Here is a 14,436-nt window from a genome sequence, read left to right on the forward strand (position 1 = left end):
TTAACCCTCACTTACCATAATATCGTCATCATCAAGCTCTAAGTGGTATTTACCATCTAAGCCTGTAATAACTATTTCTGTAGCAGCTTTAGCTTGTTGAATTATTTCGGAAGCTAATTCGTCTAAAAGTATCACGGAGTTTTTATCGTGCTTATTAGGGCGATAGCCATTATTTATATTAATAAGTAGAGAAAGCAGGTTTATATTAATTGGTAGCTTAAATTGTTTATCTTGTAGTTTTAGTTTCGCATTAAAAAAGGAACTATTAGTCGTCGTTGAAGCAATAATAGATTTGATATCCATAGCTAGATCTGCAGGTGCAGCAATTTGATAGTCCCCGAAATCTGAGAGTAAATAGAATTTTTTACCCAGTTTTGGGGCATTCCTGTTTATGTAAGTTCGGATAGCGGAAATTAAAGTGTCTCTGTAAAACTCTTTTAAGCTATTTTTTTGTTTACTATCGCCATTATAAGATTTGTGTAACTGATATACCTTGATATAGCTTTCGATTAATGACTCGTTATAATCTTCTGAATACTTTTTATGGTAATTATTAGCAAAATCATCATACTTAAGTAAATAAAACAAACGAAGATACTGGGCACCACTATTAATATGCTTAATACCGAGAGTATGTAATGCGTTTTTAAAATCCATAAACTCGATATCTGGTAAACCTAGATCATAAGCAAGAATAAAGCGGTCAACTTCTTTAGTACGAAGGTGGGCGGGGTCAAAGTTTTCAATTTTATTTGCTAGTTCGTTGTCACCTCCAGCAAATAAATTATCGAATAAATACCCATTACCTAATAAAAGCTCGTGAATAAAATCAAGCAATGCTCGAGCTGTTAAAAATTGATCTCGCATTAAGCGAGCTTTAAATAGCAAATCTATAATTACTTTTTGTACGGAAGGTAAGCTGAGCAGCTCAAAGTTTGCAATTAATCGTAAAGTTGCAGGATCACTTTGTTCTAGCTTTTCCTTTTCAAGGAGCTGCCGAATTATATTGTTTTCTCTTTGCGTGATTCTTTCTAATAATTTTTTAGCAAAATCACACTTATAGCCCTCGTCACTAATTTCAAATTTTGGGTAATCTTCAAAATTTATAAAAGTCACAGCTCCATCTGGCTCATTTTTATTTTTAAGGTAAGCACTAATTTTGCTACGAATTAATAGGTTTTTACCTTCCTCAGCGTAATTACCTAGCATACCGGCATTTATCCCTACAACTAAGGGGGTGTTTGCCGTTTCAAACTCATTAAATACTTTGTTTAATGTTTCAATCGCGGTGCCATGAGGATCAAAACTATGCGTTGCATCTAAATGAAATTTAACGCGCGTTCCAAAATCAACTTTGGCTTTTGTGAGTAATTCAGATTTACCATCACCGCTACTACCACATAAAAAAAGTATCTTTTTATCATTAGCGCTAAATGATGATATTGCCTTATTAACAGCAATTTCTATAGGCATTTGAATATATAAGTATGATTTAATATTATCCAATATGCTCTGGTTATTAGTACTGCGTTCTGTAGATACAGCATAGGGAGATGACTTTGATAGAACGCTGAGGGCTTCTTTCAACCGCATAATTGACCTTTCTTAAATAGTGCGGTTAATTTACTAAACCGCTCCTTGGTTTATCTGTTAATAACTAACGTATTATTAAGTTAGTATTCATTTAAAACAATTTACCTGATTGATAAAAATAAATATAGGCTTATTAGTTATATAACCAATAAAAACTACGCCGTTATCATTAATACGCGCCTGCTTTTACAATTATGTAAATTTAGCCTTAACTTTTAAACAATTAAGTACAAGCTTCTGTTATTACTAAATTTAAAAACCCACACAACACGTTTAAATTAATCCGGATGTATAATCGTGCCTACACATTAAAAGCTGCGCTTTTCGCTTTTTGCGTCAGCAAGCTCAACGCCTTGTAAGCACAAGCGACATTGATATTGCACGTTTAACAAGCGTAATTTCTACTATTGAATAAAAACTTAAAAAGCGGTTATGCACTTCAAATTGAATCTGCGTTATGTTTAGCGCGATATAAATCACGCTAAACGTTTTTTACCTACTTTTTTCTTAACCAAAAAAGACTCGCCGGAACCGAAATCCATGCCTGCTTACCTAATGAATCAAGGTAAACACCTACCTCTTCTTTGCTGCCTGGGCTGTAATATGGCGGCTGTTCTTTAAGTTTTTCTTGCCCGGTGAGTATTTTTACAAAATGTTTACTCTGTTGTTTAAGCATTTCTTTGTAATCGTTAGCTGGTTTTGAATCGCCATGCTTTACAAAAGCACTTAGCGCTAGGCTTGCTGTTGTGTGTAGTTCTTGAAAATCAAAGTCGGCCAATAGAGCGTCTAACTTCCCCCACTCTTTGTTTATGATTAGGCAGTTCATTAATAAAAAGCGGTTTGCTTGATTATCGTTTGGGTTTAGCTTTAATAGATCTTCGAGTTCTGATTGTGCTTTTTGGGTATAACCATGCAGCGCGTGTATTTTTGTACGATGCGCACGCAGCATCATATAAGGGCGGGTTTCGTGCAAGCCCCAAAAGTGCCCGGCGTTGTCTTTAATATATTGCTTTGTTATGAGCCCTTCCATAACCTCTAAAAGCATCTGTATTGGCTCAAGTGCTGTTAGTTCTGTATCGGCGAGTACCAGTTCAAGTAGTTCATCAAGCTGATCGAATTCATCTGGTTCTTCATCTAAAAAGCTGTTGTTAAATTCAGCCTCATCTTCATCGCTTAAAGTAAGGTCGTTATTAAATCTAAGCTCAAAAATAGCATCAGCCATAAAATAAACATAGTTACGTTTATATTCTTGGGCGTTATATTGGGCAAACTCCCCAAATTCTTTTGCTGCTGCTGTTTCATTAGAAAAAGCTTTTAAAACCCGATTTATATTATCAAAAGCATATTTTTGCTCTTTATCTAGGGTGCGTTTATTTATATGTTTAAGTGCCTGTAAAACCCCTTTACAGTAGTTTGGTAAGGGCATATTTGACTTAAGTGATTCACGGTAGTCTTGCTTAGACAAGCTGCACTTCGCTGGCATTTTTAAGTCATTTTGAATTACTTTGTCCATACTCTGGTTGTAAAGTGTCATTAAGCTTTCTAAGTATTTGAGCTCTGTTTCATTTTGAACATTTATTTCCCCAAATAGATCTGGTTGCCACTCTGTAGGAGTAAGTATTTGTGGTAATACACCTAACCCGATTAAATAACCTTGAATAAAGTAGTAATCCGGTTTTTTAGTACTTAGTTTACTGAGTTTTATAACGTCATTTCGTATTTTAGCTGGCGACATAACCTGTTCCGTCAATGATGTATTTAATTTTAGTCTACCTATTCATTGAGTTGGCAACAATATTATTTGTTGAGTTATTGAATTCCTAAAACAAAAGCACAAGGTAAACTTCCGCCTACTCTTGTACATTAACCTTGGTTAATTTTTACCTAAAGCCTCAAGCCTGACATCTAAAACCTGCTCTTGCCATACCGGCTATTTTTTAAGTTTCTTTTACCTTTCATCTTTGGCTTTGGATCTGTATAATTCGCCAGCTAATTTACCCTATTGTCTGGTTCTTGTTTGTGGCGTTTTGCTGCGGCCTATCCCTGTCAGTACTTTTTCTAGGATTACATTTTTTTGATCTCCACCGCAAATATCACGATGCAGTTTGGCGCAGAGCCGTTGTTTGAAAACATTTCAGCTAAATTTGGTAACGGTAACCGTTACGGTTTAATTGGCGCTAACGGCTGCGGCAAGTCGACTTTCATGAAAATTTTAAGCGGGGCACTTGTGCCAAGTGCGGGTAATGTATCTATTACTCCAGGGTTAAAAGTAGGTAACCTAAGCCAAGACCAGTTTGCGTTTGAAGAGTTTAGTGTTGTTGACGCTGTAATTATGGGCGACGTGGAGCTTTGGAAAGTAAAGCAAGAGCGCGAACGTATTTACTCTTTGCCAGAAATGAGCGAAGACGATGGCATGAAAGTAGCTGAGCTAGAAAGCGTATTTGCAGAAATGGACGGTTACACGGCAGAAAGCCGCGCTGAAGAAATTTTGCTAGAAGCGGGTATCGATAAAGAATTTCATTATGGCTTAATGGCAAACGTAGCGCCAGGCTGGAAACTACGTGTGCTTTTAGCACAGGCGTTGTTTGCAAACCCTGATATTTTGCTACTCGATGAACCTACAAATAACTTGGATATTCATACAATTACCTGGCTTGCTAACGAGCTTAACAAGCGTAAATGTACCATGATTATTATTTCGCATGACCGTCACTTTTTAAACTCGGTATGTACACACATGGCCGACATTGATTACGGCGAGCTGCGTATTTACCCTGGTAACTACGAGAAGTTTTTAGAAGCTGCTGGCCTACAACGCGAGCAATTACTTGCTGAAAACGCGAAGAAGAGCGCTGAAATTGACGAACTACAAGACTTTGTTAACCGTTTTGGTGCTAACGCATCTAAAGCGAAACAAGCAAGTTCGCGTGCTAAAAAAATGGATAAAATTAAACTTGATGAAGTTAAATCGTCAAGCCGTATGAGCCCTTCGCTAAGCTTTGACGAAGGTAAAAAAATGTATCGCCAAGCGCTTGAAGTTAATAAAATTGGCCATGGCTTTGATGGCGAAATGTTGTTCTCTGGCGGCGACTTATTACTTGAAGCCGGCGCTAAGCTTGCAGTAATTGGCGAAAATGGTGTGGGTAAAACTACCTTTTTACGCTGTTTAGTAGACGAGCTTAAAAGCTTAGAGGGCGAAGTTAAGTGGTCTGAAAATGCTACTTTTGGTTATTGCCCGCAAGACAGCACTAAAGATTTTGATAACGACTTAACCTTGTTTGATTGGATGTCGCAGTGGCGCACCGCTAAGCACAACGATTTAATGGTACGTGGCATGTTAGGCCGTTTGTTGTTTACAGCAGACGATTCAAACAAAAAAGCACGTAACTGTTCAGGTGGTGAAAAAAACCGTTTGTTATTTGGTAAGTTAATGATGCAAGACGTTAACGTACTAGTAATGGACGAGCCTACAAACCACATGGATATGGAAGCCATTGAAGCACTTAACAATGCGTTAAAAGACTTCCAAGGTACGCTTATTTTTGTAAGCCATGACCGTGAGTTTGTATCGTCACTTGCTACGCGTATTATTGATATTAAAGATAAACAAGTAATCGACTTTCAAGGCTCGTTTGACGAGTACCTAGCCAGTTGTGAAGAGAAAAAAGTAGCGTAATAACAGCTTTTAAATACTCTATTTAAGTATTAAGTAAAAACGGTGCTAACTTTAGCGCCGTTTTTTTGTGCTTGTTATTTGTGTTTCGAGTTTGGGCTTTGGCCTGTGAGCAATCGCTTTTTAAGTAATTAACTCACAAAGAGGCTATGAGGCGCTGCGCTTTCAGAGGGTGAAAAATAAATATAGCTCTACTAATTTACTCTCATTACCTTCTCTTTGTGCAATTTTTGTAGGCGGGGCTTTATGCCCCGCATTTTAAATTTAAAAGCCTATTCACAAAGAGGCTATGAGGCGCTGCGCTTTAGAGGGTGAAAAGAGCTGTAAGTTTCGAACTGAAGATAAAATGGAACTGCTCTACTCATTCACTCTCATTACCTTCTCTTTGTGCAATTTTTGTTGGCCGGGCTTTATGCCGCGCATTTTAAATTTAAAAGCCTATTCACAAAGAGGCTATGAGGCGCTGCGCTTTCGAGGGTGAAAAGAGCTGTAAGTTTCGAACTGCGGATAAAATGGAACTGCTCTACTCATTGCCTTCTCTTTGTGCAATTTTTGTAGGCGGGGCTTTATGCCGCGCATTTAAAATTAAAAAACCTATTCACAAAGAGACTATGAGACGCTGCGCTTTTAGAGGGTGAAAAGAGCTGTGGGTGGTATGAAAAATAAATATGGTTCTACTCATTTACTCTCATTGTCTTCTCTTTGTAAAAATTGTGTTACCGGGGCTGTATGCCGCGCATTTTAAATAATAAAAAATGATCGCTTTTAAAATAAGCGACGTAATGTAGTGTGAAGGGTTTAAAGTTGGCTGTCGGGTAACCAAGGTCACTGTGTATATCCCCCTTCGCCATGTAAGTTAAAAAAGGTGTATTTTTTGATGATTTATACACCTTATTTATTTAAAGTATTGAATTGAGTTAAGTCATTGTTCAGCTTAGTAGCGTTATTATGCAATCTAACTTATTGTTTTTCCCTTTGACATTATGTTGTTTTAAGTAGTTTTTGCCAGCTCACCTTGAGCTGGTTTTTTTTGCCTAATTTTTATCAATAGCGTCTAAAAATGTCTAATTGCTGCAAACTAACGTTAATTACCTAACCAGCGCTATAAAGTGTTTAACGAAACAGCAACCTCCTCTAGTACCCTGAATCTGTGCATGTTAAAGTTGCCTTAGCGATTTATTGATTTTATTTATTAGGCGTACTATGCGTTACTTTTTATTACTATTGTTTATTTGCGTAACTTTTAATTCTACAGCAATCATTGCTGCTGAAGATGACCCTTTTTCGGCTCCCACCGAGCAGCAACAAAACCAAGCTGTTGATGGGCTAGCTGCTCCTATGTATAAACCGCTAATGGAGCGTTATATTCTTGATGAGCTTAGAGCTGTGCGTCAAGATCAGCAAAAACTGCGTGAGGATGTAACTAAACAAGTAACTCATGCCCAGCTAGATACCGCTGACCGTGCAATTACCTACACTACTGATACCATTAATAATGTATTTTTTATTATTACGGCTACCGCATCAATTTTAGTATTAGTGGGTTGGAACTCACTGCGCGATGTTAAAAATAAAGTAGAAGACATAGTAAATACCCGAGTAAGCGTTATTACCGATGAGTATGAAGATCGCTTAAAAATTCTTGAAGAAAAACTGCGCGTTCGCTCTGAAGAAATACTCAGTAACCAAGAACGGATTTCGGTCACTAATGAAGTTCACTCACTGTGGATGCGGGCTAATTTAGAAAGTGATTTTGCTAACAAAATTGAAATTTTTGACGAAATTTTAAAACGTAAACCTGAAGACGTAGAAGCCATTGCTTATAAAGCCGATGCGCTGCTAGAAATTAACGATACAACACAAGCTATTGAGCTATGTAACCAAGCAATAGAGATAGACAGTGATTATGGCTATGCTTATTGGCAACGTGCGTGTGCTTATGCGTTAATTCATGAACATGCCGATGCGTTAGCCGATATAAAAATGGCGTTAGATTACTCACCTAACTTACGCAATGAACTACTGCACGAGAGTGCGTTTGCTAGCCTACACAACAACGAAAGCTTTAACGAAATTTTGAGTGCGACTAGCGTTTAAAGTACAGATCTATTGCTTTACTGAGCAGCTCGTCGAGCTGCTCTTCAAACTCTACTATATTTATTTGAAAGTGATCAAAATACAGCTTGGCCTGAACTTGCGATAAGTTGCGGCTATTTACGCTGTATTGACGTTCACTTTTTTGCTTGTCGTAACGAGGGGTAAATAAAAATTGCGCATAATATGGTGATTTAATATGCTTATTAGCATAGCGACAAAAATCTTCTATGTGGCTTAGCCCTTGTGGGCCTAAACAGCCTGGCTCTACCCGATACTCTAGGCTAATTTTTTTCTCGTCGTTTAACTGCATTTTGATACTTACTTACCTAGTTATGAGTTATCGAAAAAATAACACACGAATTATTTTACCATCTTTAACTTGATAGCTTGAAATAAGCTCTGAGCGTTTATCTATTACGTTTTTATCTACTGAGCAGGTTTCTGATAATTCATGATCAATTACTATGTCGCCATGTACTATGCGTTTAATTGGTGATGAATGAATGCATTTTAGTTTTTTAAACATTAAGCCATAACGGGCTATTAGTTTTTCTTTGCCTTTAAATAGCAGCTCGTTAGGAAAAATATAAAATTCAACGTCTTCGGCATAAACCCGAATAAACTCTTCAATATTACGGGCGTTATAGGCTTTAACTAATTGTTCAATTACAGCTAATGATTCGCGCGATTGTTTGGCTTTTGTTTGCTGTTTTTGCGTTAAGGCTTCTTTAGCTTGCGTTACTACTTGCTCAGCTTTGGCTATAGCGGTGGCTTTTTCTTCTTTATTTTTAATTTTTTCAACTGGCTTAGGAGTTTCGGTGCCAAGTACTTTTGAGTCGTCTACTTTGTTAGGATCAACAACTGGTTTTGTTAATACTGCTTCTTTATGTTCTAGGGTATTGAGCCTATCTGTAGCTTGTTGCTTTGACTCGTCGGCAGCTTGCTGCTGTTTTTCAATTACAGGCTTAGCTTGCTCTGCACTGCTTTGCGCCGTTGTGTTGGTTTCTTGCTCTGTTGCGTAAACAAGTGCCGCGGCACCAATAAATATAAAAGCAAAAACGATAGGTAAAGATTTCATAGTTTTCCTAAAATGAGCACGAAATACTGTTAGGGCGCAACATAGCAAATTTTACGGTTTTGGGGTAGTGATTATCTGTTTAGTACTAGAGCATGTTTGGTATTTAGCATGGTTATTGCCCATTTAAAGGAATAACCACACTAAATAGGTACTTATTTACCTAAAAACCAAACATATTGCTACACGTTCAAGCGGGCAAAATACACACGCCTAACTACCAATATTGCTCAACTGTTATGTGGCCGGGGGTTCTACGGCGATTGCGTTGGTAATTTTGGCTTATTAGTAATTCGGTGGTGTCTTTTACCATTTGCGGATTACCACAGATCATAAACTGTGCATTTTCGGGCGTGGCATCTAGCCCAACGTGCGAAAACAATTGCTTATTAGCTATCGCATCCGTTATTCGTCCGTGCAACCCTACATCAGCTTGCTCACGACTCACTACAGGAATGTAATTTAACTGCTTAGGATGAGCTTCAAGTAGTGTGTTTATAAGCTCCTGATAGCTTAAATCGTCATTTAAACGTACACCATGTACTAGGTTTATATGCTGATACTTTTGCCATACTTCGCTCTGTTGCAGCATGGATAAAAACGGCCCTAAAGCGGTACCTGTGCTTAGCATCCATAACTGCTCGCTGGCGGGTATTTCGTCAAGGGTAAAAAAGCCTGTAGCGCAGCGCTCTATTAGTACATTATCACCTGGTTGTAGCTTGGCTAAATGCGATGAGAGTAAACCGTCAACTACGTTTATTAGGTAAAACTCTAAATTGGGGTCATCGGAGGCATTAACATAGGAGTAAGCCCGTGCAATACGTTTATCGCCATCCATTATAGATAGCTTAGTAAACTGCCCCGCTTTAAATGGCTCAACGTCGGCATTTACCGTTATGCTAAATAACGAGTCTGTCCACCAAGTAATTTTTTTTACTGTTGCATCAACCCAATTAGACATAGTTAGCTCCTATATTATCGGCTATAAAGTATTAAGGTTACTGATTTACTTTAAATGTGCGTTTTAGAGCTTAAACCTTAACATTAAGTAATAAATACTTATAGCTAAAACACTGTGTAATTGCAGGTAAAACAATCAGGATCAACCAGTCAAAATAAAGAGAGTATATGTAGTTAATGTCTGTGTTTATTTTGCGTTAGATTGGCTTTTTTACTTTTAGATCTGATATTTTTTAAAATATAATATATTTAATGATTCGCACTGCGTGCGCGCGGCACCCGACTTTATCGGGGTTATCGGTGATGTAAATTAATCAGATCGTTTTTTTTACTTGAACGATCTTTCCCATGTGTCATGCTATTAAAATGCCAGACACTATTCTCATCACCGAACTACAAAATCAGCTTGCACTTATGCAGGCTAAGCTTGATGCTTTACAAGAAGATAAGGTTGAAATGCAATCGCGGATTGACCACTTGCTTGCTGAGCTTAAGTTAAGTAAATCCCAAAAATACGGTAAAAAAAGTGAAAAAGCCCCACGGGGCACCTTCAATGAAGCGGAGCAGCATAAAACGACTGAGCCGCCTAAACACCATAAGAAAGGCAAATAAACGCTGGCTGAGCACTTTGAACGAGAAGAGGTTGAGCACACCTTAACCGAGTTAACGTGTCAGTGTTGCGGTGAGCAACTACATCAATGTGGTAGTGAAGACAGCGAACAAGTTAAAATTATTCCGGCGAAAGTCAGCGTCATTAAGCACAAACAATTTAAATATGCTTGCAGACATTGCGAGCATGAACAATTGACCAGTAAAATAATCACCGCGCCTAAACCTAAACAACCGATACCGGGGAGTATTGCCAGTCCCGAGGCATTAGCGGCGGTTGTGACAGGCAAATACTGCGATGCCTTACCGCTTTATCGTTTCGTTGACATACTGGGCCGTGGCGGCCTTGAACTATCGCGCGGAACATTAGCTAATTGGTGTATTAAAGCGGGCCTGCTAATCAGCCCCTTAGTGGCAGCCATGCAACGTCACTTGCTTAATGAGCACAGTTTATGTGCCGATGAAACCCGTACACAAGTCTTAGATGAAGGTGACAATCCTAGCAGCAATTCCTACATGTGGGTTTATCGCAGCAATGAGGTTAGCCATGAGCCTGTCGTGATTTACGATTACCAAGCAGGTCGAAGTCGCGCTTGCGCAAAAGAATTTCTTGCCGGTTATCAAGGCTATTTACAGTGCGACGGTTACCGTGTTTATGACGGTATTGAAGGCATTACCCCTGTTGGTTGCTGGGCACACGCTAGACGCAAATATAACGATGCCTTAAAAGCAGAGTCGAAAAACAAAGGTCGAGCGCATAAAGCCATCAGCTTTATCAGCCAATTATATAAACTGGAAACCCAGGCTAAAAACAAACAGTTATCCCCTCAAGCGCGGTATCAGTTACGACAAGAAAAAGCCTTACCCATATTAATGCACTTTAAAGCGTGGCTTGATGAAGCCGAAGGTAAAGTAACGGCGGGGAGTTATATTGGCAAAGCGATAAAATACACGCTTAATCAATGGCCGAAATTAATGCGATATAGTGAAGATGGCGAACTAGGGATTGATAATAATATTACTGAGCGAGATATTCGGCCGTTTACCACTGGTAGGAAAAACTGGCTATTCTCAAAGTCAATTAATGGTGCCCAAGCAAGCGCCACACTCTATAGTATTGTGATGACGTGTCGTGCCAATGACATCAATCCTTATTACTACTTTGTGCATTTATTTAAAACGTTGCCGAATCGAGATGAGGGTGATGATGATTTTACCGACCTAATGCCGTGGAATGTGCAGCTAGACTTCGATTATAGCTAAGCGCACTGCTTAAATTCGCGCTTACTTAATAACCAGCCAATCTTTTGAGAGTTTTATAAACATTTCTTTTTCATTCATATTAATAATGAATTCATAATAACGTTTAGAAGACGAAGCACTTTCGTCACTTTCCATAAATGAATACAGCCTAGCATTTATTTTTTTGTTTTTTGATTCGAACTCTACTCTTCTTAACTTTAAATCATCGCCATAAGCGATATAAACTGGTTTTAGAGTGTAGTTTGCTAAGCTGCTCTTACTGCCCTTTAGATTTATGTTTATAACTTCTACGCCCGTGTAAGGGATTTTCCGGCTCAAATCCCCAAATGTATCTATAACCCCGGTTTCATATTCAGCATCTATTTCTTTATCTGACTCAGCATTTTGGATAATAGCTTGTAGTGTACTTTTTTGGAGGTTGTTTAATTCAAACGATTCCACACGCTTGCTTTGAGAGTATTTATTAACGTGAAGATCAGAATTTTGAGCCTTCGCCTGGAAGCTAATCCCGCAGAGTAAAATTAAAGTGAGAGAAACTTTGCTCATATTATATATCCTTATATTAGATGTAATTTCAATTCAACAATAACGACTTCCGATTAAAAAGCAAACAGTCTTTAACTGCTATATTTTTGCATGTTGTTTAGAAATAAATGAAGTAGGAAGCGACAGCTTGTAAGCGAGGCACATTAATAATTTTATTTTTATCACAATGTGAAGTAAGGTGAATACTACGGAATGCAATAAGTTTGGATATGAGCATGCAAAAGCACCAACGATTATAAGCCTACACCACATATCACTAGTTCCTAAAGGCAAAGGCTCTTGGTTTATGCAAACCGCAAGCCTTTTTTCTATGTATTACTTTTCGCTATTTTAATAAAGCTGACTTGATCGACATCACCAAAATCATCTTCATCGTAATCATTTTGCCACGCTTCAATATGCTCATCACTAATAACACACTCTTCAATATCCATGACTGAAATTGGCATTTCAGCAACAGCGATCAATTAGCATAATTGTCAATATACGCGCAGAATTGAGCGCTTACAAATAGGGGGCATGCCAGTGGTGATCGCTGAATAATTGCAATTCAGAAAAGTCTTTCGGGCCCCCATGAATGATCACTGCTACAGGAGCTTGGGACAGGTTTGACTGGTTTTTGCTGAAACGCAGTACGCCTTGCAACGATAAGCCGTCTTCAGAGAACCAATTGAATCTTTTAGCTAGGCCAAAATCAAGGCCTGTGAGTTGCGTATGATTACCCGAAGCATTGATCATTTTTTGCTTATTGAGATTAAAGCAAAAGACATCGGGGAAATGTTTGGCACTTTGACCTATGAAAACAAGCGCGTTATCTGTAAGTTCTGCATCTATTCTGCTACTGAGCCCATTGATATCGAGCAATGTGATATGGTGTCTATCGAGCCACCCTAACTTTGCTGTGAGTCCATCGACAAAACGAATGTAAGCGCACTGCTTAAATGCGCGCTTACACATCAAACAAATCATTTGAGCAATGGGATGAACTATTTGAAGATTCAACAATGACTGTCGCGGCAATCGATCGTTTGGTTCATCATGCAACGATTATTCATTGCGAAGGTGACAGTTACCAGCGCAAAACAGCGCTCAATAAGAGCAAATGAAATTCGGTGTCAACCGGCCAAGTTAATTGACGCTAGATAACTTTTAAACGCTACGCTAAAATTGTGGTTCGTGCACCCCCTAAATTGGGTGCAAAAAGGAGCGAAAAATGACGCCGAAAAAAGATGATATTACGCAATTATGCGATGCAATTAATTCGGATTTAGAGAGTGAAAAAACACGTCAATTTTATGCTGATTTAGAGGGAGACGAACTAGCGCCAGCAGACAAAAAAGAGGCCCTCGAAAAGTGGCTCGCTGAAGGGAATAATTTAGAGCTTCCTGTGTGGGTATCGAAGAAAAAACAGTCGTGAAGTGCAACGTTATTTCACACTGTCAAATGCTCACTATTTGTTCTAAACTTTAGTCTATATACACAAGGAGAAAGCGCTATGCAGGTATCTAATAATTTTATGGATGTATTTTTTGGTTATAACGGTAGAGTTGGCGATGTTAAGGGAGCAAAAGAAGGTATTGCAGAGTTTGAGCAACGAGCTAAAAATGCTGAATCTCCAGAAGAAAGAGAACGATATGCTCAAGCAGCTGAGCAATTAAAAACAGAAATCCTTCCTAAAATGCAACAAGAAATGGAGCAGTTAGGAAAGCAATTAGGATTAAATTCAGGTCGGATAGGACAGGTAATAGAAATAGATAAAGAGAATAATTCTGTACCTAATTTAGCTGTTAAAAAGAATGATAGTGGTGTACTGTCCTTTATGACTTCTTACGAATCAGGAAGTTATTATCACAACAAAATATAAAGGATTAGTTTATGTTAAAAAAAATATTGTTTACATCAGCTTTAGTTATAAGCTCTTCTGCAGTAGCAAATATAAAAGTTAATGTTGAGAATGACTCTAAAGATTATGATGTCACATTTACGAGTAAAGACGTTCAAACATCCACGTTATTCACCAGAGCCATTAGAAACTCTTAGTGCTAATTCAGCTGACCGATTTTATGTATTTAGTAATTACCCTGATGTAGTTCGCTTAGTAGATTTTGAATATAAATTTAGTGATAGTTCAGTAGCTCCTCGTTGTCACTTTCGCTTTGTTATCATGAAAGATTATCGAAGTGGTAAAATGTTACCTCAAAAAGTAATTGCTGAGAATGAGGGTGGATCATATAGAGATAAGGCTATTTGCTCAGGTAAATTAGATTCTTTTAACCTTAACACTGGAGAAGCTGAAGTTACTTTTTCTATAAATCGTAGAAAATATTAATTTTAGATTTTACAAGTCCATTTTTAATTGGGCACTTTTTTTAAATTCAAATGAGAGGGCTGCGACTGAGCGGCCTTTTTTTATTGTTTCAAAGTAAGCGCACTGCTTAAATGCGCGCTTACGTTATTCCTCTAAAAGCGCAGCGCCTCATACCCTCTTTGTGAATAAAATGGGCTTAAATGTTTTTGCAAAAAGAGAAGACAATGAGAGTAAAGTAAGCGTCCGAGCAACGACACCTAGCAGAGTGGATTTAATTAATTGAAAATACCGTCAGTTTCTACTGGAGGTATT

At 38.2% G+C, this 14,436-nt stretch carries 14 protein-coding genes and 1 pseudogene; 7 read left to right on the forward strand and 8 right to left on the reverse strand.

Annotated features, from left to right (window positions below):
* The gene (gene dptF / locus AAEZ18_RS15525; RefSeq protein WP_350595136.1) at positions 1-1,593 is read right to left on the reverse strand and encodes a DNA phosphorothioation-dependent restriction protein DptF; all 1,593 of its coding nucleotides are present in this window, start codon (positions 1,591-1,593) and stop codon (positions 1-3) included.
* 496 nt (positions 1,594-2,089) lie between these two features.
* Positions 2,090-3,328 (reverse strand): UPF0149 family protein, encoded by a 1,239-nt coding sequence (locus AAEZ18_RS15530; protein WP_350595135.1) that lies wholly within the window; start codon positions 3,326-3,328, stop codon positions 2,090-2,092.
* A gap of 339 nt (positions 3,329-3,667) precedes the next feature.
* Between AAEZ18_RS15530 and AAEZ18_RS15535 the strand changes: the two genes are divergently transcribed.
* Both AAEZ18_RS15535 and AAEZ18_RS15540 read left to right on the forward strand, forming a co-directional pair.
* Complete coding sequence (locus AAEZ18_RS15535) at positions 3,668-5,269, forward strand: ABC-F family ATPase (protein WP_011329728.1); 1,602 nt, start codon at positions 3,668-3,670, stop codon at positions 5,267-5,269.
* 1,200 nt (positions 5,270-6,469) lie between these two features.
* The gene (locus tag AAEZ18_RS15540; protein WP_086995468.1) at positions 6,470-7,363 is read left to right on the forward strand and encodes a tetratricopeptide repeat protein; all 894 of its coding nucleotides are present in this window, start codon (positions 6,470-6,472) and stop codon (positions 7,361-7,363) included.
* Here the strand turns inward: AAEZ18_RS15540 and AAEZ18_RS15545 are convergent.
* The 3 genes from AAEZ18_RS15545 to AAEZ18_RS15555 form a co-directional block, all read right to left on the reverse strand.
* Positions 7,353-7,673, reverse strand: a complete 321-nt coding sequence (locus AAEZ18_RS15545; protein ID WP_339686059.1) for a hypothetical protein — start codon at positions 7,671-7,673, stop codon at positions 7,353-7,355. The genes AAEZ18_RS15540 and AAEZ18_RS15545 overlap by 11 nt on opposite strands.
* Positions 7,674-7,700: 27 nt before the next feature.
* Complete coding sequence (locus tag AAEZ18_RS15550) at positions 7,701-8,441, reverse strand: nuclear transport factor 2 family protein (RefSeq protein ID WP_350595132.1); 741 nt, start codon at positions 8,439-8,441, stop codon at positions 7,701-7,703.
* A gap of 214 nt (positions 8,442-8,655) precedes the next feature.
* Positions 8,656-9,399, reverse strand: a complete 744-nt coding sequence (locus AAEZ18_RS15555; protein WP_350595130.1) for a ferredoxin--NADP reductase — start codon at positions 9,397-9,399, stop codon at positions 8,656-8,658.
* A gap of 347 nt (positions 9,400-9,746) precedes the next feature.
* Between AAEZ18_RS15555 and tnpC the strand changes: the two are divergent.
* Positions 9,747-11,270: pseudogene (gene tnpC / locus AAEZ18_RS15565) on the forward strand (IS66 family transposase).
* A 21-nt stretch (positions 11,271-11,291) separates the two neighbouring features.
* On the opposite strand, the gene AAEZ18_RS15570 reads toward tnpC, so the two are convergent.
* The 3 genes from AAEZ18_RS15570 to AAEZ18_RS15580 all read right to left on the reverse strand — a co-directional run bounded on the left by AAEZ18_RS15570 (position 11,292) and on the right by AAEZ18_RS15580 (position 12,860).
* Positions 11,292-11,816 carry a hypothetical protein gene (locus AAEZ18_RS15570; protein WP_179807791.1) on the reverse strand — a complete coding sequence of 175 codons (525 nt, stop codon included), beginning with the start codon at positions 11,814-11,816 and terminating at the stop codon, positions 11,292-11,294.
* A 308-nt stretch (positions 11,817-12,124) separates the two neighbouring features.
* A complete protein-coding gene (locus tag AAEZ18_RS15575) occupies positions 12,125-12,265 on the reverse strand; it encodes a hypothetical protein (protein ID WP_179807792.1) in 141 nt (46 codons plus the stop codon).
* A 55-nt stretch (positions 12,266-12,320) separates the two neighbouring features.
* A complete protein-coding gene (locus AAEZ18_RS15580) occupies positions 12,321-12,860 on the reverse strand; it encodes a hypothetical protein (protein ID WP_275942347.1) in 540 nt (179 codons plus the stop codon).
* Here AAEZ18_RS15580 and AAEZ18_RS15585 point away from each other — a divergent pair.
* From AAEZ18_RS15585 to AAEZ18_RS15600, 4 genes are all read left to right on the forward strand, one after another.
* Entirely contained in the window at positions 12,821-12,922 is a 102-nt protein-coding gene (locus AAEZ18_RS15585; RefSeq protein ID WP_275942346.1) for an ATP-binding protein, read from the forward strand. The two genes, AAEZ18_RS15580 and AAEZ18_RS15585, sit on opposite strands and share 40 nt — an antisense overlap.
* A gap of 107 nt (positions 12,923-13,029) precedes the next feature.
* Positions 13,030-13,233 carry a hypothetical protein gene (locus tag AAEZ18_RS15590; RefSeq protein ID WP_179807794.1) on the forward strand — a complete coding sequence of 68 codons (204 nt, stop codon included), beginning with the start codon at positions 13,030-13,032 and terminating at the stop codon, positions 13,231-13,233.
* A 78-nt stretch (positions 13,234-13,311) separates the two neighbouring features.
* Positions 13,312-13,680: a hypothetical protein gene (locus AAEZ18_RS15595; protein ID WP_086993876.1), complete on the forward strand. Its 369-nt coding sequence runs from the start codon at positions 13,312-13,314 to the stop codon at positions 13,678-13,680.
* A gap of 105 nt (positions 13,681-13,785) precedes the next feature.
* The gene (locus AAEZ18_RS15600; RefSeq protein ID WP_226898090.1) at positions 13,786-14,145 is read left to right on the forward strand and encodes a hypothetical protein; all 360 of its coding nucleotides are present in this window, start codon (positions 13,786-13,788) and stop codon (positions 14,143-14,145) included.
* The last annotated feature ends 291 nt before the right edge of the window (positions 14,146-14,436 follow it).

The organism is Pseudoalteromonas sp. 19-MNA-CIBAN-0066, assembly GCF_040308705.1.
In the GTDB taxonomy this organism is placed as follows: domain Bacteria; phylum Pseudomonadota; class Gammaproteobacteria; order Enterobacterales; family Alteromonadaceae; genus Pseudoalteromonas; species Pseudoalteromonas nigrifaciens.

Bases quoted from the DNA above. Each gene is read 5' to 3' on its own strand.
- AAEZ18_RS15540 (WP_086995468.1), top strand. From the start codon at position 6,470: ATGCGTTACTTTTTATTACTATTGTTTATTTGCGTAACTTTTAATTCT.
- AAEZ18_RS15575 (WP_179807792.1), bottom strand. From the start codon at position 12,265: ATGCCAATTTCAGTCATGGATATTGAAGAGTGTGTTATTAGTGATGAG.
- AAEZ18_RS15555 (WP_350595130.1), bottom strand. From the start codon at position 9,399: ATGTCTAATTGGGTTGATGCAACAGTAAAAAAAATTACTTGGTGGACA.
- AAEZ18_RS15570 (WP_179807791.1), bottom strand. From the start codon at position 11,816: ATGAGCAAAGTTTCTCTCACTTTAATTTTACTCTGCGGGATTAGCTTC.
- AAEZ18_RS15545 (WP_339686059.1), bottom strand. From the start codon at position 7,673: ATGCAGTTAAACGACGAGAAAAAAATTAGCCTAGAGTATCGGGTAGAG.
- AAEZ18_RS15585 (WP_275942346.1), top strand. From the start codon at position 12,821: ATGACTGTCGCGGCAATCGATCGTTTGGTTCATCATGCAACGATTATT.
- AAEZ18_RS15550 (WP_350595132.1), bottom strand. From the start codon at position 8,441: ATGAAATCTTTACCTATCGTTTTTGCTTTTATATTTATTGGTGCCGCG.
- AAEZ18_RS15600 (WP_226898090.1), top strand. From the start codon at position 13,786: ATGATGTCACATTTACGAGTAAAGACGTTCAAACATCCACGTTATTCA.
- AAEZ18_RS15595 (WP_086993876.1), top strand. From the start codon at position 13,312: ATGCAGGTATCTAATAATTTTATGGATGTATTTTTTGGTTATAACGGT.
- dptF (WP_350595136.1), bottom strand. From the start codon at position 1,593: ATGCGGTTGAAAGAAGCCCTCAGCGTTCTATCAAAGTCATCTCCCTAT.
- AAEZ18_RS15530 (WP_350595135.1), bottom strand. From the start codon at position 3,328: ATGTCGCCAGCTAAAATACGAAATGACGTTATAAAACTCAGTAAACTA.
- AAEZ18_RS15590 (WP_179807794.1), top strand. From the start codon at position 13,030: ATGACGCCGAAAAAAGATGATATTACGCAATTATGCGATGCAATTAAT.